At 56.6% G+C, this 22,544-nt stretch carries 16 protein-coding genes; 2 read left to right on the top strand and 14 right to left on the bottom strand.

Annotation, left to right across the window (positions count from 1 at the left end; translation table 11 throughout):
• The first annotated feature begins 393 nt into the window (after nt 1-393).
• Nucleotides 394-1,335, top strand: a complete 942-nt coding sequence (locus AB1L30_RS07550; protein WP_367012816.1) for a hypothetical protein — start codon at nt 394-396, stop codon at nt 1,333-1,335.
• Here AB1L30_RS07550 and AB1L30_RS07545 read toward each other — a convergent pair.
• The 14 genes from AB1L30_RS07545 to AB1L30_RS07480 form a co-directional block, all read right to left on the bottom strand.
• Nucleotides 1,332-3,545: a hypothetical protein gene (locus AB1L30_RS07545; RefSeq protein WP_367012815.1), complete on the bottom strand. Its 2,214-nt coding sequence runs from the start codon at nt 3,543-3,545 to the stop codon at nt 1,332-1,334. The two genes, AB1L30_RS07550 and AB1L30_RS07545, sit on opposite strands and share 4 nt — an antisense overlap.
• A gap of 19 nt (nt 3,546-3,564) precedes the next feature.
• The gene (locus tag AB1L30_RS07540; protein ID WP_367012814.1) at nt 3,565-4,449 is read right to left on the bottom strand and encodes an HlyD family efflux transporter periplasmic adaptor subunit; all 885 of its coding nucleotides are present in this window, start codon (nt 4,447-4,449) and stop codon (nt 3,565-3,567) included.
• Nucleotides 4,450-4,482: 33 nt separating this feature from the next.
• Nucleotides 4,483-6,513, bottom strand: coding sequence for an efflux RND transporter periplasmic adaptor subunit (locus tag AB1L30_RS07535; protein WP_367012813.1), 2,031 nt, complete (start codon nt 6,511-6,513; stop codon nt 4,483-4,485).
• 297 nt (nt 6,514-6,810) lie between these two features.
• On the bottom strand, nt 6,811-9,507 hold the full coding sequence (gene tssH, locus AB1L30_RS07530) for a type VI secretion system ATPase TssH (protein WP_367012812.1): 2,697 nt from the start codon (nt 9,505-9,507) through the stop codon (nt 6,811-6,813).
• Nucleotides 9,508-9,603: 96 nt separating this feature from the next.
• Nucleotides 9,604-10,731 carry a type VI secretion system baseplate subunit TssG gene (gene tssG, locus AB1L30_RS07525; protein WP_367012811.1) on the bottom strand — a complete coding sequence of 376 codons (1,128 nt, stop codon included), beginning with the start codon at nt 10,729-10,731 and terminating at the stop codon, nt 9,604-9,606.
• Nucleotides 10,695-12,527, bottom strand: coding sequence for a type VI secretion system baseplate subunit TssF (gene tssF / locus AB1L30_RS07520; protein WP_367012810.1), 1,833 nt, complete (start codon nt 12,525-12,527; stop codon nt 10,695-10,697). The genes tssG and tssF overlap by 37 nt, the downstream gene beginning before the upstream one ends.
• Nucleotides 12,524-13,018: a type VI secretion system baseplate subunit TssE gene (gene tssE / locus AB1L30_RS07515; protein ID WP_367012809.1), complete on the bottom strand. Its 495-nt coding sequence runs from the start codon at nt 13,016-13,018 to the stop codon at nt 12,524-12,526. Before tssE ends, tssF begins: the two co-directional genes overlap by 4 nt.
• Before the next feature lie 23 nt (nt 13,019-13,041).
• Nucleotides 13,042-13,836, bottom strand: a complete 795-nt coding sequence (locus tag AB1L30_RS07510; protein ID WP_367012808.1) for a type VI secretion system accessory protein TagJ — start codon at nt 13,834-13,836, stop codon at nt 13,042-13,044.
• A gap of 44 nt (nt 13,837-13,880) precedes the next feature.
• On the bottom strand, nt 13,881-15,473 hold the full coding sequence (gene tssC, locus AB1L30_RS07505; protein WP_367012807.1) for a type VI secretion system contractile sheath large subunit: 1,593 nt from the start codon (nt 15,471-15,473) through the stop codon (nt 13,881-13,883).
• Between the two features lie 89 nt (nt 15,474-15,562).
• Entirely contained in the window at nt 15,563-17,056 is a 1,494-nt protein-coding gene (gene tssC / locus AB1L30_RS07500) for a type VI secretion system contractile sheath large subunit (protein WP_367012806.1), read from the bottom strand.
• A 2-nt stretch (nt 17,057-17,058) separates the two neighbouring features.
• On the bottom strand, nt 17,059-17,586 hold the full coding sequence (tssB, locus tag AB1L30_RS07495) for a type VI secretion system contractile sheath small subunit (protein ID WP_367012805.1): 528 nt from the start codon (nt 17,584-17,586) through the stop codon (nt 17,059-17,061).
• Between the two features lie 175 nt (nt 17,587-17,761).
• Nucleotides 17,762-18,889 carry a type VI secretion system protein TssA gene (tssA, locus tag AB1L30_RS07490; protein ID WP_367012804.1) on the bottom strand — a complete coding sequence of 376 codons (1,128 nt, stop codon included), beginning with the start codon at nt 18,887-18,889 and terminating at the stop codon, nt 17,762-17,764.
• A 206-nt stretch (nt 18,890-19,095) separates the two neighbouring features.
• The gene (locus tag AB1L30_RS07485; RefSeq protein WP_367012802.1) at nt 19,096-19,782 is read right to left on the bottom strand and encodes a sigma-70 family RNA polymerase sigma factor; all 687 of its coding nucleotides are present in this window, start codon (nt 19,780-19,782) and stop codon (nt 19,096-19,098) included.
• Between the two features lie 4 nt (nt 19,783-19,786).
• Nucleotides 19,787-20,128, bottom strand: coding sequence for a hypothetical protein (locus tag AB1L30_RS07480; protein ID WP_367012801.1), 342 nt, complete (start codon nt 20,126-20,128; stop codon nt 19,787-19,789).
• A 450-nt stretch (nt 20,129-20,578) separates the two neighbouring features.
• Between AB1L30_RS07480 and AB1L30_RS07475 the strand changes: the two genes are divergently transcribed.
• On the top strand, nt 20,579-22,544 hold a 1,966-nt coding region (locus tag AB1L30_RS07475; protein ID WP_367012800.1), incomplete at its 3' end, for a TolC family protein.

The raw sequence follows: 22,544 nt of genomic DNA, 5'->3' as shown, positions 1-22,544 counted from the left end.
AGAAGAATGCAGCGCGCCCGTGTGCCGCAAATCACTCAATTTGCGCCAAATTCCCCAAACTAACGAATTCCCCGTAGAATTTCATTCAAGTCACGCTCTGAGACTGTGTCAACGAAGTTCCTGGGAATTTAGGGAAGACGCCTTAATCCTTCTGTTTTCAGCATTTGTGGTGTTCGCTGCCCCCTAAGACACCACCCGCCCGATGGACCTTCAACACACCCATTAAACAACAATCTGGGCAAAATAGGTAGTCCCTATCTTTTCTCCCCATAATTGTATGGGGGAGGGTCATGCCGGGTCGAAAGAACCAATAACCCCGTTTCTGCTTGGAAACGAGACGATGCCCGGAAAGGGGCTTCTTCGCGTGCCGCGTCTGGAAGAGGATTCCTCGCAATGCCGAGTGTTCTGCAGATTCAAAAACTTGGATTCCACACCCTCGGCCGGGCCTGCCTGGTCTTGCTGGCGACGGTGTGTCTGCTGAACTCGGTCCTGGCAGCCGAACCGGCCGGGCAAGCTCGCCTGCGGATTCAGCCTGTCTCCCCTTCCCGCTCCGCCGCGCAGCCCACACCGGGCCACATTCGGATGGCATCGGGCGAAGAAACTTCCGGCCTGCAGCCGGTGATTCAGCCAACCGCGCTGACCTTGCTTCAGCCACCATCGGAAGCCGCGTCGACGCCTCCGAGCCCTCCGGCTCAGATCACGATTCAGGCCATGCCGAAGCCGGCCACCGCCGCCGGTGCCACGCCTGAGAACATCTCGCCTCCGCTGCCAGCGTCGCTTCAAGCGATTGCCAATGATCGCGGACGACTATCGAACAAGCCTGAAAGCTTCTTCAAAAGTCTGACGCCTGAAGATCGCGAGATCCTTTACGATGGCAAGCCAGCTCAAGACTTCGGAATCGGTCGGACCTACGACTACGACATCGACGGTAAGGAAGTCACGCCGCCAACCAACATCGCGGCCAAGATCTTTTCCGAAGAGCCAACGGAAGACTTCCCTTACGGCTATCACCACGACTGGTATCCGATGGTTGCGATGTGGGAAGCCCCAGGGCTGTATCATCGCCCGCTCTACTTTGAAGAAGTCAACCTGGAGCGATACGGCAATCAGCACATGCATCTGCAGCCGGTCTACTCGACCGCGCACTTCTTTGCCAATACGCTGACGTTGCCGTACAAGATGGGTGCCTACCATCCGTGCGAACGCATCTACACGTTGGGGCATTACCGCCCTGGTGACTGCAATCCGCACGACGTTCATACCACGCCATTCACCTGGAAAGGTGTGATCTATACCGGAGCCGCCTATTCCGGCATCGGCGCCGCCTTCCCTTAAGAGAAGAAGCGGAAGTTCAACTGGAAGAACCGGGCCACGATCTGCCAAACCGTTTGTGGCCGGCCCACAATCACCGCATTGCCGGTCGTTCCTGGCAAGACTTTCTGCCCGGCGTGTTCGTCCAGCGTGACTGTCGCCGAGAAAGCTCCACGTTCCAGCGCCAACGAACCATCATCACGACGACGAACCCCAAGCGACTCTTGCGAGCTTAAATTGCGTGGCACCTCGGTCGATTGATCGGTCGAGATCTCGCTTAGCTTTCCGCTGAGACTGTGGGTTGAAGTTCCATCGAACAAGATCGAAACAGGATCGCCTTCGCGAATCAATTCGATCTGATCCTGATGTATCAACAGCCGAGCTTGAACCGCTTCGGCATCACCGATCAAGCAGAGCAGCTCGCCTCGTTCGAGCAGGCAACCACGATTCGCCGGGTCGAGCGGACTGCCGGTCCAGTGCGAAAGAAAGCGATCGGAACTCCCTCGTTCGATCTTGTACGGAGGTGCGATCACCACGCCGTCGACTGGGGCTTTCACGGAAAGATTGCCTTGCTCGCGCAGGATCACTTCGCGGCGTTTCTGCAGATCGTTGAGTGCCGCTTCGGCTGTTGGAATCTGAGCGGCAGCCTCGGGACTATTGTTCGAGCGAAGCTTGAGGCTCTCTAAATGTTGTCGCTGGAGTTCGATCTCTCCTTCCACGACAAGCTGCTGATCGGCCAGATCTTCATTCACCAGCACGGCCAGTACGTCGCCTTGCTGAACGTGCGACTGCGGGGCAACGGCTTCGACCACGCGGCCATCGACCTGGGCGTAAACGCGGTGATCGGAATCGATCTCGGCGATTGCCGGAACATGTACCCGCGACGGAATCGGAATCATTCCCAAGCCAGCCACGATCAGCATCAGCACCACCGTCGCACCGATGACACGTGCTCGATTCATCGCATCTCCCCTTCCCTTCGGACGTCCGATCCATTGCCCCAACCGCATCGTCGGCTTCAGCAAAAGCCCGACGGCGAACAAGCCTACCACCACGTACCACAGCGACAAAAGGTCGTTCTGCCGACAGGCCTGGTATAGAAACCACAGAATGAAACCAAAGACCAGCGTTCGATACACGATCGCCAAGATCGCGTACGTCCGCAGCAAGCCTGCTTGAGGCTCTGGCGGAGCCACCACCGGGTGCCGAAAGAACCAATTGCGAACCGGCGTCCACAACGCTTCGCTGGCCCGGCTACCGAGGTTCGGCAGATTCCACCAGTCAGAAAGAATGTAGTAGCCATCGTAGCGCAGCAGCGGGTTCGCGTTCACGACGACCGTGCTCACGCCGCACACGAACACGATATTCAACAGCCAATCGCGGATCGGCCCAGGGTTGGCAAAGTACCACAGCGTAAAAGCCATCGTCGCAAGAATGACTTCCACATACATCCCTGCGGCCGAGACCATGATGCGTGGCCAGCGCCGCGGAAAGAGCCACGCGTCGGAGACATCGCAGTACATCGCCGGCGTGAAAACCATCAGCAGCACACCGATCTGATGGCATTCGCCCCCCATCGCTTTGCAACAATAGGCATGCCCCAGTTCGTGCAGCACTTTCACCAAGGCAAAGGTGACCAGCAACAGCACCAGATTCTCGCCCCGAAAGAAAGCCGACTCGCTAGGAAGCTTCGCCGTCACCGCCTCCCAGTTCAACAGCCCTAGCAGCAGTGCCAGACTTGCGAACATCAAGACGATCGTTACGGTCGTCTTGTGAAACAGCCAGCTCACGGCTCCGCTCGTGGCCTTTAGCCAAGACTCGGGATCGATGCCCGGCAAGCGAATGGAAAGGACTTGCAGCGGCAGCGAAGCCAGCTCGAACCAGGCCTGCTTCTTCTTACGCTGCAGCAAGGTATCTGCCTGGTTCTCTGCAGAGGCGATCAACAGGCCACGTTGATGCAGACTATGGCAGAACCCCACGATCTCTTGCGTCGAGATCCGACGTGGAGCGAACTGTTCTTCGTAGAGCGATTGGATCTCCGCAGGAGTCGAATGTCCATCCAAGTGTCGCATAACAAACACTTCGGCCGAACCGAAATGAAAGTAACGCAGCGTGACCGGATCTTTCACAATCCAGGTTTCGCCGTCTGCTTCAAGGCGTCGCGCAAAGACCAGGTCGGGCCGGATGCGGACTCCCTGGCGAAGCGAGAACTCGGATGCGACGGCGGTCGACACGCGTTATGCACCTCGCGGTTTAAGACTTCGATTGAATCGTCATCGAGGCCCGCAGGCCTGGACGGAGCTTCAGATCTTTGTTGTCGAGATCGACCCACACGCGTACCTGACCATTGACCGGGTCGACTTCGGGATCGACGAAGGTGACCTTCCCGGTGACTTCGATTGGCTCTTGATTCGGGATCTCGACACGCACCGTCGCCGGAGTTCCGATCAGATCGATCATCGCCTCTTCGTTGCGAATAAAACCCTCGGCCCGCAATCGATCGATCCGCACGACCTTCACAACCGAGTCACTGGTCTGCACCCATTCTCCCTCGCGGCGAAACACGGCAACCACCATGCCCTCGATCGGTGAGACAATTGCGTGCTTTTCCAGCTGAGTCTGCACGATTCGCATTTCAGCATCACGCAGCTGCGCGGTCAGCTTGGCGATGGCGATCTTCTCTTCCGACTGTTCAATCTCCAGTCGACTCTTCTCGACCACCAGCCGCAAGCGATCCATCTCGGTTTGCGAAACGCTTTTTTCCGCGATCGCGAGTGCTTCTTCCGAACGTGAAAGCTCCGCCGATGCGACTTCCAGGCTCTTACGGGCGAAACGGATGTTGACGTCGTTCTCGGATTCGCGTTTCGCGATATCGAAATCAACGCGTGCCTTCTCGACTTCCATCCGCTTCTCGTCGTCGTCGATCTTGGCGATCACCTGGCCGCGATCGACGATCGAACCTTCCTGAGCGGTGACCGACTTCAAGACGCCTGACTGCTGCGCAGGGATCTCGACCGATTCGATGATCTTAAGCAGCGTGGCCGCGACTTCGATCTCTGCCGCTTGCGCGTTGACCAGTGGGATCAGCGTGCAAAGAAGACCTAAAGTGCGAAGCGAATGGGAGACAATCCAAGGCATGACGCGTTCTCGTTTCGTCGTACGCGGGAACAGTTACCAGAACAGGAAGCGGCGGATCGATTCCACCAGTTGATAGGACCAGACGTAGGCGATCGAGCGTTGACCACAATCAATTCGACCGACCACACTCAGTCCGTGACGCAGGTGAGGGATCTGCGATTTATCGAAGTCGGCCAGCAGCGGCACGAACGGCTGCTCGGCGTTTTCATCCAGATCGACGATCGCCGCCGTATCGGTGAGAAGTCCCTGGTAGGTTTCCCCGGGCTCGTTCACCAACTGGAATCGAACTTCCAGCGGCTCGCTCGATTGCTGCTGCGCAGTGACCACGTGATAGGTCCGCTTGTCAGGCAGTTCCAACTCCAAGAGCCAAGGTCCTTGCACATCGGCAACCTTCATCAGCAGTTCGCCTCGACTTACTGGCCGGGCCGCGAGGACTTCTTCCAGTTCCCAGTCGAGAACCTGCCCTTGGATCGGACTGAGCAACTTCAGTTCGTCTTCACGCTTCTGCAGCAGATCGCGCCGCTTGGTCAGGCTTTCGATCTGCGTGGTCAGCTTCAGTTGATCGGCCGAAAGGTTCTCGAGCGTATCGGTCGAGCGAGTTTCGGAACGAGGATCACGCCGCATCCCTTGCGAACGTTTGACGATGATGGCGTCGAGTTCCGCTTGGGCGGTTTGCAGTTGGCCGACAATCTCGGCACGTTGCAATTGAAATTCATTCGATCGAAGCTGGATGAGTGGCTCGTCAGGGGCGACTTCCTGACCATGTTCCACGAAGATCTCTTCGACATAGCCGTCGGACGGGGCGAAGATGTTTCGCTGTAGCTTCGGGACTAGTTGCCCATGCACTTCGATCGAGAAATCGGTCGGAATCAAAAACAGTGCCACGACCAGGCAGACCACCGGCACCAAGACTTTCAACGTCGTGGGCAGCCGATACCAGCCAACCGCCGCCAATCCTTTGCCCAGCGGACGGAGCACGGACGCAAACGGAACCTGGCGATAGGCTAGAGCATTGGCCAGCGCGGACGCCGCATGCCGCACCATCGGTTCAGCCCGGCGAAGGAGTTCGGCCCCGTCGAGATGCTCGATACTTTCCAGCACCAACGCTCCGATCGGCGACGATGACTTTCGCTTCGCGGCGTCGTCGTCGGCTTCAATCGCGGCAGGTTCTTCCAAGGGAATCACCGCGATGATCTTCGAGGGAGACTCTTCCAGGTAGTCGGCCAGCGCCGCTTCGACCTGAGGAGGAAGCGATTCGGTTTCGCCGGTGTAGAGCAATGGCTGCTTGGCGCGAACGACCTCGGTCGCCAACCGCTGCAACGTTTGCACGGTGTTCGAGCGACCATGTGCCTTATCGACGCCGGAGATCGCATCGAGCCGGCAGCGACCGCCACGCAGCGATAACACCGCCACGCGATCGGCATCGAGACAATTGCGAGCTTCGTTGGCAATTCGATAGGCGGTTTTGTCGTACGCCAGGTCGGTATGCACAAGGCCGGCGAAATCGAGCTGTCGCTTCCAATCGGATTGATGCTGACGGAAGTCACGTAGCAGTGTCTGCTGTTGAAAGTGCTGAGCGACTTCGCCGAAAGCTTGTACGATGCGTTGATAGGTCTGCTGCACCGAACGAGCCAATGGCCCTTTCTGATACAGCACCAGCACGCCCCAGCTTTCGCCGACAACCTTCAAAGGCAAGGCGATCATTTCATAGGCGGAGGTTGCCTGCTGGCTGCCGGCGAGGGTCTTGGCTTCGGTTCCGGTGAAGACCTGGTAGAGGTAGGCTTCATCGTCACTCATCGCATGGGCGGCCTGACCGACCGGATAGACCTGGGCGAGATCGGACTGGTGCGCAAGGATCAGGTGCCCGCCAGGGCCTTTCGTCCAGATAGCTGCACCAAGGGCGGTTGTCGCGAACGTCAATCGATCGAGCAGTTGCCCATAGAACTCGTCCGGCGCAAGAGGCATGTCGGAAAGTTCGGCAACCTCATCGAGCAGCGACTCGATTCTTTGCCGGGCTTCCTCCGTCGTGCGCGGTGCGTTCTGATGATGCAACGAAGATTCCATGGTTCGCGGGATGAACCAACCCCAACAGATGACGTTTCAACGAGAGTACCCAGCCAGAATTATCCGGAAAACCAACCCAACCGGCAAACAGTTTCCTATCGCCAGGCTTTCCGGCAGCGGCGGATGCTGTCGTTTCACTATAAACACGACACTCCCGGCTCCCCTTCCCTTCGCCAGACAATCAGTTCGATTGCGACACAAAAAAACGGCAGCGTGCTGCTGCCGTTGGAATAATCGTCACAATTTGCGTAGTCCAGGAAGGCTGCCTAACTGGCATCGATCACTAAAGGGCCCTCGCTAGGCGATGGTGTAGGCGAAGTTGCCATCGGCATCGACATCAATCTCGACCGATCGAATCTCTTCGCCTTCCGCCATCCGGGCCAGGAACTCGCTCGACATCTCGGGCAGCAAGGTCTTGGTCAGAATCTTGTCGACGTTGCGAGCCCCGGTATCGACTTCGGTACACCGGGCCGCGATCGCGTCGACCAGCTTGTCGGTGTATTCGAAGGTTGCTCGATAGTGATCAATCACGCGGCGGCCGACCTTCTTCAGCTTCAGGCGAATGATCTTCTTCATCACGTCGTCGTCGAGTGGGAAGTATGGAATGACCGAGACCCGGCCCAGAAAGGCAGGCTTGAAGGTCTTCAGCAGTTCGCCGTGTAAAGCTTCGCCCAGTGCTTCCGGCTCTGGCCGCGTATCCGGATCGCGGCAAAGGCTCATGATCAAGTCGGTCCCGGCGTTCGACGTCATGATGATGACCGTATTCTTGAAGTCGATGTCGCGGCCCTCGCCATCCTTCATGTGCCCCTTGTCGAACACCTGGTAAAAGATGTCTTGTACGCCAGGGTGAGCCTTCTCCATTTCATCGAGCAGGACCACGCTGTAGGGCTTGCGACGCACGGCTTCGGTCAGCACGCCCCCTTCGCCGTAACCGACGTAGCCCGGAGGCGAACCCATCAGCAGCGATACCTTGTGCTCTTCCTTGAACTCCGACATGTTGATCGTCGTCATATTCTGCTCGCCACCATACAACAGATTGGCCAGCGTTAACGCGGTTTCCGTCTTGCCGACACCGCTGGTGCCTGCCAGCAGGAAGATACCGATCGGACGACTCGGATCTTCCAGGTTCGCTCGCGAAGTCTTGATGCTCTCCGCAATCTGCACCATCGCATGCGACTGCCCTACGACGCTTTCTTCCATCAAGTCTTGCAGCTTGAGGACCGTGGCAATCTCGTTGGCGACCATGCGTCCGACCGGAATCCCAGTCCACGCCCCGACCGTTTCCGCCACGGCATTGGTGTCGCAGCAGATATGAACCAAGGGGGATTCGCCTTGAATCTTCAGCAGCTCGGCTTGCTGCTTTTTGACTTCCGTACGAATCTCTTTCCGCTTGGCATCAGGTAATAACTCTGGCTTGGGCTCACCTTCGATAACCGGCTTATGACGTTTCGCATCGTCTTCGGCGAGTTCGTCTTGCAGTTCGCGAATCTGATTGACCAGTGTTTTCTCTTCTTCCCACCGAGTGGTCAGCGTGGCCAGGTCGGCCTCGGCCTTGGTTTTGCTTTCTTCGAGTTCGGCGATCTTCTCTTCATGTCCTTCGGCACCGGCAGCCATTTCGCGGCGCAGAATCTCAGCTTCGGTATCAATGCGATCGATCTGTCGCGTCAGATGCTCGACCTGCGGAGGCGTCGAATGCTGACTCAATCCGATCCGAGCACATGCTGTGTCCAACAAGCTGACTGCTTTGTCGGGAAGCTGCCGACCACTGATATAACGGCTGGAAAGCTTCACGGCCGATTCGACCGCTTCGTTCAAAATGCGAACGTTGTGATGATGTTCGAGCGTGGCCACCAGCCCACGCATCATGCCGATGCATTTGTCTTCGCTCGGTTCTTCGACCTTCACCACTTGAAAACGACGCGCCAAAGCGGCATCGCGTTCAAAGTACTTTTTGTATTCCGCCCAGGTCGTCGCCGCGATCGTGCGCAGCTCGCCCCGCGCGAGTGCCGGCTTCAAAAGGTTGGCGGCGTCCCCTTGCCCCGCTTGACCACCAGCACCGATCATCGTGTGGGCTTCGTCGATGAACAGAATGATCGGCTTGGGGGAAGACTTCACTTCTTCGATGACTGACTTCAGACGGTTCTCGAACTCCCCTTTCACACCAGCGCCCGCTTGCAGCAGTGCCAGGTCGAGCGAACGAATTGAAACGGTCTTCAGCGCGTCAGGCACATCGCCCGCCGCGACACGTAACGCGAAACCTTCGACGACGGCTGTCTTACCGACGCCAGCTTCGCCGGTGAGGATCGGATTGTTCTGGCGACGTCGACACAAGATATCGACGATCTGGCGAATCTCGTCGTCGCGACCTAGAACCGGATCGATCTCACCCTTTTTGGCACGCTCGGTCAGGTCGATTGTGAACTGATCGAGCCCTGGTGTTTTCGTAGGCTTGGCTGGTCCGCCAGCGGAAGCACTGCTGGAAGAGGTGGTCGCAATGGTGGCTTGCGATTCTTCTTCCTCGGAAGTCTCGGCCGTCAGCCGAGCCAGGTGCTGCTTCAAATCTTCCAGGCTGATCTTTTCCAGCTCGGGGCAACTCGACAAGACCGACTGGGCGGTGATCCGATCGGAAAGCATGGCAATCACGAGGTGCCCTGTCCGCACGGAAGGCTCCAGGTAATCGACCGAGGCAATCAGCCAGGCATCGCGAGCCAGATCGACGACCGTTTGACTAAGCGCCGGCGGACGAGCGTTGCCCGTCTTCAGCTTGTCCATCGCCCGGGTCAGTTCGGCCAGCAGCTTGCTCGCGTCGATCTCGTAGTTCCGCAAGATCGCGTCGAGATCGGTGTTGGGGGTTTCCAGGATCTTGGTCAGCCAATGCTCGACTTCGACGTTGTAATTGGTTCGCGACAAGCACAAACCGGCCGCCCCTTCGAGCGTGCGTCGACAGGTTCCGTTGAGCTTTCCTACCAACGATTTCAAGTTCACGGATGCCATGGCTGGTCGATCCCTTTCCACTGAATCTCTGAATGTCTGTCAGGTTGGTTCATCAAGGCTGGCGCCGAGAACCTCTCGGCCAGGTTTCGTCGCGACTTAGGCGGACTTTTTCTCGGGGTAGCCTGCGTGCTGAAACACGGCGTCTTCGACGTCCTCTTGAAACTCGTCGTTACGAAGCCACATGTTGTAACCCAGGAAGCAAGGCGACTCTTCGCTACCTAGAATGCACGGAGGCACCTCCGTTTTCTTCAGCACCAACTGCATATCGAAGTCGAGCGAATTGCCGACATAGGTTCGCGTGAGCTGGGCGACTTCACCCAGTTGATCTCCACTGGGCATCAGCTTTTGATACTGCTGGTAGTCGACCGGGCCAATTCGCAAACGGAAACGCGTTTCGCAGTTCCACATGCGGTGACCAATGACGGTCTCTTCGCCGAGGCGATTGTTGCCACCCAACAGCCCTGCCGCGTCAGGCAATCGCGATTGATCGGCCGGGTCGATGTACAACCAATGCCCGGCGTACTGCTGCACGACGACCTCGAAGGCGAAATAGTCTTCCAGGATCTGCTGCAGCCCCAAGGCCGATCTTGGCGTGTGGGCGAAGTGCCCGGCATAGTACAGAAACGTTTCGTCGTTGATTTGCTGCCGCTGGCGAATGCCATCGGTTCCCATGCCAACCAGTGAGTACAAGATCTGCGTGAAGAGATCAAGTTGCTTCGGGTTCCGCGAGACTCGTCGAGCTCGCTCGAAGGCGATGGGAAAGCGGTACTTCTCCCACGCTCGATAAAACAGCGACAAGATCCGGTGGTGGAACAGGTCGAGAAAGTCACGCAGGGCGTAATCTTTCCGACGAACACGATCCAAAACCGTTTGCGTGTAGTGCAGCGGCATCACGCCTTGGGCACCGAACAGTCCCATGAAGGTGGTTGTCATGACGAAGGGAGATTCGCCGTCGGCATGGCCATGCTCGGGGTCGGGACGTCGACGAATGATCGACGTGACCTCGCTTGCAGGGAACGTCCGCGCACACAATACCTTCAACTGCACCAGCTCTCGCTGAGGCGGTCCATCTTCGCCCACGGGTTGCCACTGGGCGAACGTCGCCGGATCTTCCTGCGCGACCTTTTCCAGCATTCGCATTGCCTGGAAAAAGTCGAACTGATACGGCTTCTCCATCAGTCGGCTGGCTACAGCAGCACGTTTTCGCCGGCCCTCGGTGCCCAACGATGAATCTCCTTGCCGGTCTCGTCATGGATGACCGTCTGGGTGAATGAATTGATCGTGCAGTAAAGCGCGAAGAAACGCTCCAGCACACTTGCCATCAAAAACATGCCGCCGCCTGAAAATCGCGACGAGTCGAAAGTCAGATGAACGCGCGTCCCACGGCAGAAGACCGTTCCATTGGGTGTCTTGACCCGGGCCGTGCATGGTTCGCCCTCGATGCCTTTGATCCCTTCGACAAAGGCCTGGCTGACATTCGAGTTGACGTAGTCGTACAAGCTCAATATTTCTCGCAAGGCGTGCGAACCTTCTTCATCTTCGATCAACGACAGATGGTTCAACGAGAGGTGGGAAATTAATCGCCAGCGAATGCCCTGTTCGATGTCAGGACGACGTGTCGGCGTGGGTGGCAACAAGCAACGAATCTTCGTCACCGGGGCCAGCCCCGACATATAAAGCTTTGGCTGATCGCCCCCAAACGGAAGGCGTTCTGGCAGATCCCGATTAAAGCAAGTCAACTCGGCATGCAGGCTCCACTGGGCCGGGCTGCTGGGCTGAAAGTCGAGATCGACAATCGACATGAAGAGCTCGGTTCCTTCGTCGTTCACCTCGCGTCCGCCAGGATTGGGACGCCGCGTCGCATGCCAATAGGTCCCTGCTTCTCGCGACTGCGAAGCATGCTTGAACGAGTAGAACGGGTGATACGGAACTTCGCGATTATCTTGCGAGACCGCCGTGACTTCGTCGATCGAATAGATCTCGTTGGCAAACGGCCGACGCGAGTCCGGAATGACGTGATACTCGGTTTGCTGGTGCGTCAGCCGGATCGGTTCGGCTTCCTGGCGATAGAGATTCGTGATCGGCGTACAACCGATCCGCAGGTTCTCGGCCGACAAGCGGCGTTCCAGGTCGGCGTTGGTTTCCTTCAGGAAGATATAAAACTCGACTTCTTCGCCGCTGATCTTCTTCAGGCAGTTGCCAAGCTGCAAATCGAAGAACAGAAACTTATCGGGAAACGTGAAGAATTCCGTCAGCATCCGATAGCCGATAAACGACCGGGCCGGATAGTCGAACATCCCTTCGTCACGCTGAAAACCGACCGGCTCGATACAGCGGGTACCAAGCAACTGGCAGTCCGGAGCCTTCGGGTTGCGAGCGGCAGCCACGCCTACGACCGAAGTCATCAGCAGCTCGTAAAGGTCGTACTTATACGGGGCCTGTTCTTTGATGTAGAACCGCAGCGTCTTCAGGTTCAACTGATTGAGCTGCGTGTTGGTCGAAAAGGTCTTGGCTCGAATGCGAATCATCGCGGTCGAGTCGGTATTGTAAGCGGTCGCCGGAGCCTCGAACGGATGGCTCATCATGCGGACGTCGGTAATCTCGATTGGCCAACAGGTCACCGGATAGCAGGTCCGGAAGCGACAAGGATCGCCGTCGATCTGTTCCGTTTCGAGGCTCGTTCCACGAGCGACCGTGAAGCCGTCGAACGCTTCGACCTGGGCTCGATCCAAACCGAACTGCACGATCGACATCGAAGGAATCGGCCGCAGCAAATGCGGGAAGAGAACCTCGAGCATCGACGCGGCGATCTCGGGGAAGTCGTCTTCCAGCTTCAAACGCGTGCGTGCGTTCAAGTACGCGAACGATTCGATCAGTCGCCCAACGTGCGGATCTTTGAAATCGTCGCCCCCTAGTCCGAGTCGACTGGCGATCTTCGGATTGGCCTCGGCGAAGCTTTTTCCCTGATCGAGCAGGTAAGCACGCTCACGACGATAAAACTCGAGCAGTTCGTCGCTCATCGATCCTTCCGTTTCACATGAAATAACTGATCCGAAGGCTCCAACGTCGAATCAAACACAATCGGTTCCGGAGCAGGCGTGGCATACAGTTCCGCACGAATGACAAACTGCAGCAAACGATCCTCTTTCTTAAGCTTCGGCGAGAGTTCGACCTCGACCGAAACGAACCGTGTCTCGTAGGTGCGAATCGCAAACTCGATCGCCTCTCGTAGCGTTTCCAGATCCATGTCCGAGCTGAGATCAATCGAAGAAAAATCTGGAATGCCGTAATTCACCAGCGAGCCGTCAAGCGTCCCCTTTTCTGGCGGCCAGTTCATGCAGCGCCAACGCGTATTCAGCAAGTTCTCGAGATCCCGCATCACCGACTCGCGGATCTCACGCATGGTCTGGGTTTGCGAACGAGGTGTTTCCCGCGCGTTGAACGGTTCGTAATCGATCAAGCGATCGAATACGGACGGCATCAACGGCTGATCCTCTTCTCCCTTCGACATGCGTACTCCCTGGAAAGCCGTGGCTATTTGCTGAAAGTCAGCGTGCTGATTTCCATAATCGACTTCTCGTCTTCACCCAGCCAGAACATTCGCTGCCCCAGGCCACGACCAGGCTCTCCTTCTTGCCCGAGCCAGTCCGTGCTTTGGCCAAGCTTCTGTGTCAGGTCGTCGCTTTGCGAGCTGCCGGGGTACAACGCATTGAGGAAGACGTCCCCTTCTTGACCGTAGGCACTCATGGTGGCTCGGCGCCAGATCAAGTCGGAAGGCTGTTCCGGCGGATGGAATTCGATCGATTCGATCTCGTCGAACGGAATCCAGAAGTACTTTCCGTTGCTGGTAATCGTCTCGAAGAAGAACGCAGTGCGGTCGTCCTGGTCTCGTAGATCTTCAAAGGGGACCCCATCGCACGTTCCCTTGACGAGCGGGCGTTCTTCCTCGATTTCGCCAGCCAAGGTTGCGGCCTCGGACAGGTTGCCATCTCGCAGGGCCAACAGCAATCGCAGGTTCTTTTCGATCAGCGGGGTCGGTTCCTGACCTTGCATCAGGTCAGGCGTACGTCCGTCGTCCCAGCATTCGTTCCGAGTCATCTCGCCCCGGATCATCTGCCGATACATCGAGATTCGCAGGATCGCATCGGGGGTTTGAATCTGGGCCGTTTCCAGATGCCCGTCGGCTCGCTGCAAATCGCCTCGCAGACATAGCAGTTGAGCCATCGCAATTCGCAGGTCCCATTGCATCGGCTGCTTCTTGACGTCGGCAATCGCCTCGTCAATTGCGTCGTCGAGCTGTCCGTTCTTTAGCTTCTCACCGATGGTCATGGAGGGCTCTCGCAGTTAATCCGCAGTATGCAGAGGGTTTACGTTTATTGTCGGCGGCCTTCGATGGTGGTCTTCATGCGAATCGAAGCGACCAGGTCATCCAGTTGATAATGAGGCCATAACTTGAAGGTGCAGTGGTACGAGCCAGGCTTACCAGGGTCGTCTCGCAATGAGATCTCGGCCTGACGCAGTGGCCGGGCCGCCTTTGTTTCGGGCTTCGCCTTCTGATCTGGGGTCACATAGTCGTGAATCCAATCATTGAGAAACCGTTCGATCGCCTCGCGACTCTCGAAGGTACCGACCTTGTCACGTGCGATCACCTTCAACGCATGGGCGAATTGTGAGGTGCAGAGGATGTACTGCAACATGCTCGAGATCTTCGCGTTCTGCGTCGCTTCGGGCTCTTCGTATCTCTTTGGCAACTGAACCGTTTGATTGGAATAGAACGCGCTCAGTTCGGTATCGTGACAATGGGTCAGCGGAATGAAACCGAGGTTGGCCAGTTCCGCCTCTTGTCGATCACTAACAATACAATCGGTCGAAGCTTTCGGAGCGATCCCTTCGCGATCGGTCCCGAAGTAGTGAACCGGCAAGCGGCTGACCAATCCGCCCCCCACCACGTTTCGCTGAACACCACGAATCTGCGCCAGCCATCCGCAATCGGAATAGGCGCGGATCAATACTTCCGCGAAAGCATAGGCAGCGTTGCCCCACAAATAATTTCGTCGATCGCGTCCGGCGACTTCTTCGCGGAAGCAAAAGCCGTCGGCCCGGGCATCGAAGGTCTCGTAGGGCAAACGCATCAGGACCTTCGGCATCACCAGCCCGACAAACCGGGCATCTTCTGATTTGCGGAAGGCATGCCATTGGGTGAACTCGGCCTGGTCGAACCCGGAACGAAGGTTCTCGACATGTTCGATCCCGCTGAAATCGTCCAGGCCAAACATCGAGGAACTGGCCCCGGCGATGAACGGACAGAACGAAGCGGCCGCGATCCCTGCCAGGCCTTGCAGCGTGTCGATATCGCGATGAGGATGATGCTTGGTCGGCTGCGGATGAATGTGATAATCGCCGATCATCACCCCAAATGGCTTGCCACCAGCCGTACCAAATTCTTCTTCATAGATTTTTTTGAACAGCTCACTGGCGTCGAACTCGATCGCTCGTTCCATGTCGCGTTCGACATCTTTCCAACTGGCGTTCAATACGCGCACATGGACCTGCTGACGATCAGCCTCTTCATCGACCATGTCGGTCAGATATTGCAGCCCCCGCCACGAGGCTTCCAGCTTCTGAAACTTGGGATGGTGCAGAATCGCATTCAGTTGATCGTTGAGCCATTGATCGATCTGAGCGACGTCGGCATTCAGTCGGCGAACGAGCGACTTTTTCGAGAGCCCATCCACTTTGCCGAGCCAGGCAAGCAGCCGCTCGTAGATAGTGGTCGCCGTCATGAACTCGTCCCAGCGATGCGAAGCTTGCCCCGCTTCCGCGACATGTTCACTGTCGACAATCCAGTCCAGAATCGAGATTGGCCCGGTGGTTTCCGTCGGCGCATCCTGCGGAACTGCCTGCGTTACCTCTTCCAGCAGAGGTTGAGCGAGCTCTTCAGGTTGCGTTGGAAACTCAGCAGGCATGGCAACATCGCGCAGAGGAGTCGATATAAAAAGAGGCACAAAAGAGTTCGTTCCCCAATGTGCCTCTTGGATTGCTCAGCAGGCGTGCATTAGCCAGCCTTTTGCGGAATGCTGGCCACCATGCGAAGCGAGGTGGTCAACTCTTCCATCTGCAGCCATGGACGCAAGTAGGCCACCGCGTTGTACGAACCTGGCTTGCCAGGCATTTCGGTGACTTCGACCCGTGCTTCGGCCAAAGGCAGACGCGCCTTGACTTCGGCACTTGGGCTCTTGTCGGCACAGACGTAGTTGTGAATCCAGTCGTTCAACCAGCGTTCGCAGTCGTCGCGTTCCATGAACGAACCGATCTTGTCGCGTGCGATCACCTTCAAGTAGTGAGCGAAACGGGACGAAGCCATGATGTACGGCAAGCGAGCCGAAATCTCGGCGTTGGCTGTGGCGTCTGGTTCATGGTACTGCTTTGGCCGCTGCGTGGTCTGACCACCAAAGAAGACCGAGTAGTCGGTATCTTTGAAATGGCAGAGCGACAGGAAGCCCAGCTTGCTCAGTTCCGCTTCGCGACGATCGGTGATCGCCACTTCGGTTGGGCACTTGATACCTGAGTCGCCATCGCTGCTCTTGAACACGTGCACCGGCAGGCCTTCGACCTTACCGCCGTTTTCGACACCGCGGATCGCCGTGCACCACCCCGTCTTCGCAAACGCGTCGGTCAGCTTGGCACCCATGACGAACGCTGTGTTCATCCAGCAGTATTCTTCGTGATCGACTTCGATTGGCTGACCACCAGGACCGGTTTCGACTTCTTCAAAATCGAACTCGTCGATTGGCTTGGTCGCCGCACCGTAAGGCAAGCGAGCCAGCGTGCGTGGCATGCACATGGTTACGAACCGCGAGTCTTCCGACTGACGGAACGCGTTCCACTTGATGTACTCTTGCGAGTCGAAGATCTTCGCCAGGTCGCGTGGACGCGAGAGCTCTTCCCAGTCGTCAAACCCGAAGAAGCTTGCGCTCGGAGCAGTCAAAAACGGGGCGAACGCCGACGCGGCCACGCCTGACATCTTCTCCAAGGCGGCAATATCGTCTGGGGTGTTATCCCATTCGTAGTTGCCGATCAGTGCGCCATAAGGCGTACCACCGGCCAGGCCGAATTCGCTTTCGTAGATCTTTTTGAAGGTGGTGCTTTGATCGAACTCGACAGCACGTTCCAGATCTTTCGAGAGATCCTTCTTCGTTGCGTTCAAGACACGCAGCTTCAGCATCTCGCCCGTTTCGCTGTTGCTGACCAGGTAGTTCAGGCCACGCCAGCTACCTTCCAGCTTTTGAAACTCTGGGTGATGCATGACCGTCGCCAACTGGGTCGAGACCGCTTCGTCGATCGCGGCGATCCCTTGGTTGATCGTCCGGATAATATCTTTGTCGAAGGTAACCGTCCCCTTCATCGCTTCTTCGACCAGCGTCTGAATCAGCTCTTTCGCGCGAGGCTGTTCGGTCTGCTTGGTCGCTGTGATCGCAGCATCCAGGAGGCTGGTTGCTTCTACGTTTTGGGCCGCTGCTTGAGCGGATTGTTGTTCACCGGCACTCATGACTATGCATCCCCTTTGTCAGCATCACCCGAATCTTGGACGCCCAGTTCACCAGCCAATTTCTTGAGCTGTCCGGCGTCGTTCATAACCTGTTCCAGCAAGGTTTCCAGGTCGTCGCTGCGATCGATCTTGGTCAACAGGTCACGCAGATTGTCACGCGTTGCGAGCAGCTTTTTGAGGGGTTCGATCTGCTTGGCAACGTTAGCTGGGCTGAAGTCGTCCATCGATTGGAACTTCAAGTTGACGGCCATTTGCGAACCATCGTCCGCCAACGTGTTGTCGACGCGCATATTCAGTTCGGGGCGGAATCGCTTCATCACGTCGTCGAAGTTGTCGCGATCGATCTGAACGAACTTGCGATCCTTGAGCGGTTCCATCTTTTCGGCTGGGTTGCCGGAGAAATCTCCCATCACCCCAACCACAAATGGCAGCTCTTTCTTCTCCATGGCATCGCCCGTTTCCACATCGTAAGTGATGTGGACGCGAGGCTTGCGGACGCGATTGAGCCTCTTTTGATAACTTTCAGCCATCGTTTCCCCCCAATGTCAGTTCTTATAGCAATGCGTTGTGAAATAGGATTCGCAGCTAATCTGGTCAGCACGCATCGTTACCGGCCAAGTTTTTGCCCCAACTTAACCTGACCTCAATTTCAGGGAATTGATGTCAGATTACAATCAAACTGTCAGAGATATTATTGGAAATCCATTAATATCCACCCTCGTCGTCTGGTATCGGAATACCTGTACGACGATGCAATTCCCCCATCGCAGAATCGTCACGCAACAACTCTTTGAGCAGTTCCGGAAAAGGCATCTCGGCCCATCGCGCGGCTTGCTCGAGTTTGAAGTGAATGAACGATTGCGGCTCGGTCTTGCGGAAGTACTCGGCCGCCTTGCGAATCAGTTTGATGGCGTCGGTTCGCGACTGGATCGCCCCCGCAACCACCTTGGGTTGGTCTTGTGTAGCTTCGCCTTCCTGCGCAGTTTCTTCCACGGCCGGCGTTGCTTCCTCGAGCAAAAGCTCGGAAATCAGTTGTTGTACGGTCGATCGGGTCGCCTCAAGCTTCTGACGAAACGAGGTCATCGACGGCGAGGTATCTTCGCCAAACGAGTTGCGGACGCAACGTTCGTCGAGGTAAGTCGCCAGGTCGCGGATTGTGTCGATGATAGTGTCGAGATCTTCGAGCACATCATTAAAGTGTTCGCGAGGCGTAGCGCGGAACGACTCGTCAAACGTGTTTCGTTCGATCGCCCCTTCCGTGATTCGCCGTTGACGCTCTTCCGTGGGCATCCCTTCGATACGGTTGGCTTCGTTGAAGTCAAAGAGGGAGTAGCTCCCCCCTCCACCGCTGGTCAGTGGCAACGCATCCAACACGCCGAACGTTCGTTCGCTGGTCAGGCCGGTCAGTTGCGAGACCGTCTCGGCATAGCCTTCGTCTTCGTCAGGCTGCGGGTGGATGCTATCCCAATAGCGACGGCAGATTTCCTGCATCACTTTGAAACCATCCCGCAGCCCGGCGATGCCATCCAAACGCATGACCGCTTCGATTAGCCACGAAGCGACCGATACGTCTTTGGAATAGTTTGTCAGGACATGAATCGAGCGATCTCGAACTTCTTCCCACTGCGGATCCTTCAAGTCCGGAAACTCTTCATCCGGAAAGGCCATCGCCGTTTGCAGCTCGCGCTCGGCTTTGTTCGATTGATTGAAGATCTCGCGCAGGTCGAAGAACTCGTTGGCATGTTCCGAACCACGAAGCTCCACACCGCTCGGATTTTCATCCGAGATCGGATTGATCAACGTTTCGACGTCGAGGACTTGTGGGAATGCCATGGCAGTTCATCTCGGACAGACTGGTAAACGAAATGGCCGCGAAAGTATAAGTGTCAAAATAGGAGTTTCAACAAAAATATAAGGCTGAAATTTGGCCAGCCGCATATTCGTCACAGACGTCCTCTCTGATTCTCTCGGCACTCCCCACTAGCAGGAATGATTCCGATCGAGCAAATCGCTACTCTTTAACAGGCCAATGCTTACGACTAAGTCGTTTGACGCAGAGCGCGACCCAGACGCTCGAGAATGGCTTGATGCAATCGGCTTGCCCAAGACTTGCTTTTGCCAAGATGATCAGCCGCCTCCTTGAGACTTAACCCTTCGTAGTAGGTCATCCGGATCAGTTCTTGCTCTTGCGGAGCCAGGGTTTGCAGCAGTTTCTTCAGCAGCCGATGGATCTCTTCGTTCTCGAGTTGCTCGTCAGGTTTTTCCACGCGAGCGTCCGCAACTGCTTGAATCGCGTCTTGCGTATCTTCGCCGTGGCTGGCCAGGTAGATAATCGCGAGTTTTTCCGTCAGGTTGCCAAGCCATCGAGCATTTTCTTCGATTTTTGCCTGGGAAGGTTCTCCCCGAGTGCTCTCCGCTTCCAGCGTATCGACCGCCATCTGCTGGTATTTGTTCTGCATGCGAGCCGCATGCGAATTCCAGCTCATCTTCGAGATGCCGTCGTATATCGCCCCTCGAACACGATAGTACGCGAAGGTCGAGAAGCTCGCTCCGCGCCCTTCCTCGAACGACTGGGCCGCTTCAGCCAGCCCCAATTGTCCGTAGGCGATCAGGTCGTCCATGCCGATCTGCGGTGGCAATTTGCGATGGATTGACTTCGCCAGCGAGATAACCAGGCCTTGGTTCTCTTGGATGCGTTGCTCAAGTTGGGTCGCGTCGGCAGACATAGATCTAACTCGATTGAGACCATAGAGTACGCATCCGCTCGGCGGCCGTCGGGTCCTCGAGCAACGACTGGGCGATTGTCGAGGCCATGGTCAGGACTTTCTCATTCTTCAGCGGCAGATCTGGGTAGCGCCGCTTGAGATAGACCAGCACGAAATAGGTCATCGTGTCGATCTCGCTCGGCTGAGCGTTGGGGTTCTTTTTGCGAAGTTCTTCGATCACCTCGAGAACATCATCCGCTTGCCCGGAATCTTGCGTGCGGCGCAGAACATCATCCAACGACCATTGCTGATCCGATGCTCCCTCGCGCGACGGTTCCGAATCCCAGCGTTCCGGATTCATTCGCATGTCCCCTTTTGTTCAGAGTCCGATTCACCACCTTGCGGGGCGAATCTGGCAGGTGTTTGACCTCGGCTTGCCCTGGGCTGGGGTCTCCCACTTAGCGTGAGTATACCAATCGACAAAACCATTCCAATCAGCTGGCTTAGGTTTCGCCGTCACGCTATCGTCATCGGCCGAGTTTAACGATTACGAAGAGTCTAAGGCAAAAACAATCGACGCTAGCGTCTGGGCCGGTGGTAGTGTTTCTTTCTGATCTTCAGAAAGTAAGGGTTTTATTGAGTTTGCAGATAGTCGTTGCCGAAAAAGAACGTGGGGTTTCACCCAGAAGCGTGGTGCTAATGACCTATGCGGCAGATCCAACCCAAGCCGATCGCGCACCAATCGCCCCCAATAACTGTTTGCTCCCGTGGACAAACGGTTAGCCCCGCACGATCGACCCAGGAGGGAATAGCAGCGATGCTCCGTCGCTACACACGATGGATGGTGGTCCTCAGCACGTGCCTGACAACATGCTGTAGCGGTTGTCTGCACCAGTGCTGGAAGGGCTATGACTGTCCAGATCCTCCTGCCTACGACGAATCGCTGATCGCAGAGTACGCCAACCGTGGTCTGAAGATCGAAGATCCTGCCCCGAACGTCTGCGAAGAAGACGACTGGCTGGAAATCCCAGAATCTCCCGATTCGATCACGCCTGAGAACATCGACTTCCGCAACGGCTACTGGGACCTCTCGCTGGAAGAAGCGATCCGGCTCGCTCTGCAAAACTCGCAGGTCATGAAAGATCTCGGCGGTGTGCTGCGAACGCCTGAGGCGGTTGTCTCGATGTACGATCCCGCGATCGTCTATACCGATGGCCGCTTTGGTGAAGAAGCCGCTTTGAGTGCGTTCGACGCCACCTTCGGCGCAGGCGCCTACTTTGAATCGAACGATCGCCGAATCAATAACTTCACCGTCGGCGAGAATGGTTTCTTCCAGCAAGACCTGCACAACTATCAGGTGAATCTGAGCAAGCGGAACGCGACCGGTGGTTTGGTCAGCTTGCGCAGCGTTACCCAGTACGACTACAACAACAACCCGCAAAAGATCTTCAGCGCCGGCTGGGATACCTACATCGATGCTGAAGTCCGCCAGCCTTTGCTGCAAGGTGCAGGCGTACAGTTCAATCGGATCGCTGGTCCTAACGGCGAACCAGGCTTCGCCAACGGTGTGCTGATCGCACGCACGCGAACCGACATCAGCCTGGCCGACTTCGAGATCGCCGTGCGAAACCTGGTGAGCGATGTCGAGAACGCCTATTGGGACTTGTTCTTCGCCTATCGCGATCTCGACGTCAAAATCAATGCACGTAACAACGTGCTCGAAGTCTGGAAGAAGGCCTACGCGAACGTTCAAGCCGATAAGAAGTCGGCCGATACCGAAGCTCAGGCCCGCGAACAATACTTCCGCTTCCAGGTCGAAGTGGTCAACGCATTGCATGGCCGGCTTGTGGAACGCACACGCGGGCATAACGGTTCGGAAGGTGGTACGTTCAACAACCCAGGTGGCGTGCGCGTGGCGGAACGTCGACTTCGTTTCATGATGGGTCTGACGCAAACCAATGGCCGTTTGATTCGCCCCGTTACCGAAGCTCCCGTCGCCAAGGTGAACTTCGACTGGTCGGCCATCGCCACCGAAGCGCTCGCACGTCGTCCGGAACTTCGTCGTCAAAAGTGGGTTATCAAACAGCGTGAGCTGGAACTGTTGGCCAATCGCAACTTCCTGATGCCCAACCTCGACCTGGTTGCCCGGTATCGCCAGCGAGGCTTTGGGCCGACGCTTTCGGATCAAAGCAGCATTCCAGGCGAATCAGGTGCCTTGCAGAGCCTGACCGACGGTGACTTCGCCGAGTATCAACTCGGTGTTGAATTCGAGATGCCGATCGGCTTCCGTCGGGCCCACTCGGCTGTCCGCAGCAGCGAACTGGCCTTGGCCAGAGCCAAGGCGATTCTGGATGAAGAAGAAAAGCAGATCATGTACGGTCTGTCGAACTCGTACGCCGAAATTACCCGTGCGTACGAGATCATGGAACTGCTGTTCAATCGACGCGAAGCAGCCAACGCTCAAGAGGCCACGGTTCGTGCCAGCTACGAAGCGGGCAAGGCGCCGATTGACTTGCTGCTGGAAGCCCAACGACGTGTGATCGATTCGAGTGCCTTGTTCAACCAGGCCCGTATCGACTACGCCCTGGCGATCAAGAACGTTCATTATGAAAAGGGCTCGCTGCTCGAGTTCTACCAGGTCTCGTTGGCGGAAGGCCCATGGCCGCAGAAGGCTTACAACGATGCCTTGATGCGTGACTTGAACAAGCGTCGAGCACATTCCGACTTCATCATCAACAAAGCGGTGATCGGCCAGCCAACCAAGATGGACAACACGCTGGTTG

Origin of the sequence: Bremerella sp. JC817, from assembly GCF_040718835.1 — a bacterium.
Taxonomy (GTDB): domain Bacteria; phylum Planctomycetota; class Planctomycetia; order Pirellulales; family Pirellulaceae; genus Bremerella.
Note: the sequence above shows the minus strand (reverse complement) of the source record. Positions and strands in the feature narration are given on the sequence as shown.

Excerpts from the sequence above, each read along its gene's own strand:
- AB1L30_RS07550 (WP_367012816.1), top strand. The coding sequence starts at position 394 with ATGCCGAGTGTTCTGCAGATTCAAAAACTTGGATTCCACACCCTCGGC.
- AB1L30_RS07540 (WP_367012814.1), bottom strand. The coding sequence starts at position 4,449 with ATGCCTTGGATTGTCTCCCATTCGCTTCGCACTTTAGGTCTTCTTTGC.
- AB1L30_RS07535 (WP_367012813.1), bottom strand. The coding sequence starts at position 6,513 with ATGGAATCTTCGTTGCATCATCAGAACGCACCGCGCACGACGGAGGAA.
- tssH (WP_367012812.1), bottom strand. The coding sequence starts at position 9,507 with ATGGCATCCGTGAACTTGAAATCGTTGGTAGGAAAGCTCAACGGAACC.
- tssF (WP_367012810.1), bottom strand. The coding sequence starts at position 12,527 with ATGAGCGACGAACTGCTCGAGTTTTATCGTCGTGAGCGTGCTTACCTG.
- tssE (WP_367012809.1), bottom strand. The coding sequence starts at position 13,018 with ATGTCGAAGGGAGAAGAGGATCAGCCGTTGATGCCGTCCGTATTCGAT.
- AB1L30_RS07510 (WP_367012808.1), bottom strand. The coding sequence starts at position 13,836 with ATGACCATCGGTGAGAAGCTAAAGAACGGACAGCTCGACGACGCAATT.
- tssC (WP_367012807.1), bottom strand. The coding sequence starts at position 15,473 with ATGCCTGCTGAGTTTCCAACGCAACCTGAAGAGCTCGCTCAACCTCTG.
- tssC (WP_367012806.1), bottom strand. The coding sequence starts at position 17,056 with ATGAGTGCCGGTGAACAACAATCCGCTCAAGCAGCGGCCCAAAACGTA.
- tssB (WP_367012805.1), bottom strand. The coding sequence starts at position 17,586 with ATGGCTGAAAGTTATCAAAAGAGGCTCAATCGCGTCCGCAAGCCTCGC.
- tssA (WP_367012804.1), bottom strand. The coding sequence starts at position 18,889 with ATGGCATTCCCACAAGTCCTCGACGTCGAAACGTTGATCAATCCGATC.
- AB1L30_RS07485 (WP_367012802.1), bottom strand. The coding sequence starts at position 19,782 with ATGTCTGCCGACGCGACCCAACTTGAGCAACGCATCCAAGAGAACCAA.
- AB1L30_RS07480 (WP_367012801.1), bottom strand. The coding sequence starts at position 20,128 with ATGCGAATGAATCCGGAACGCTGGGATTCGGAACCGTCGCGCGAGGGA.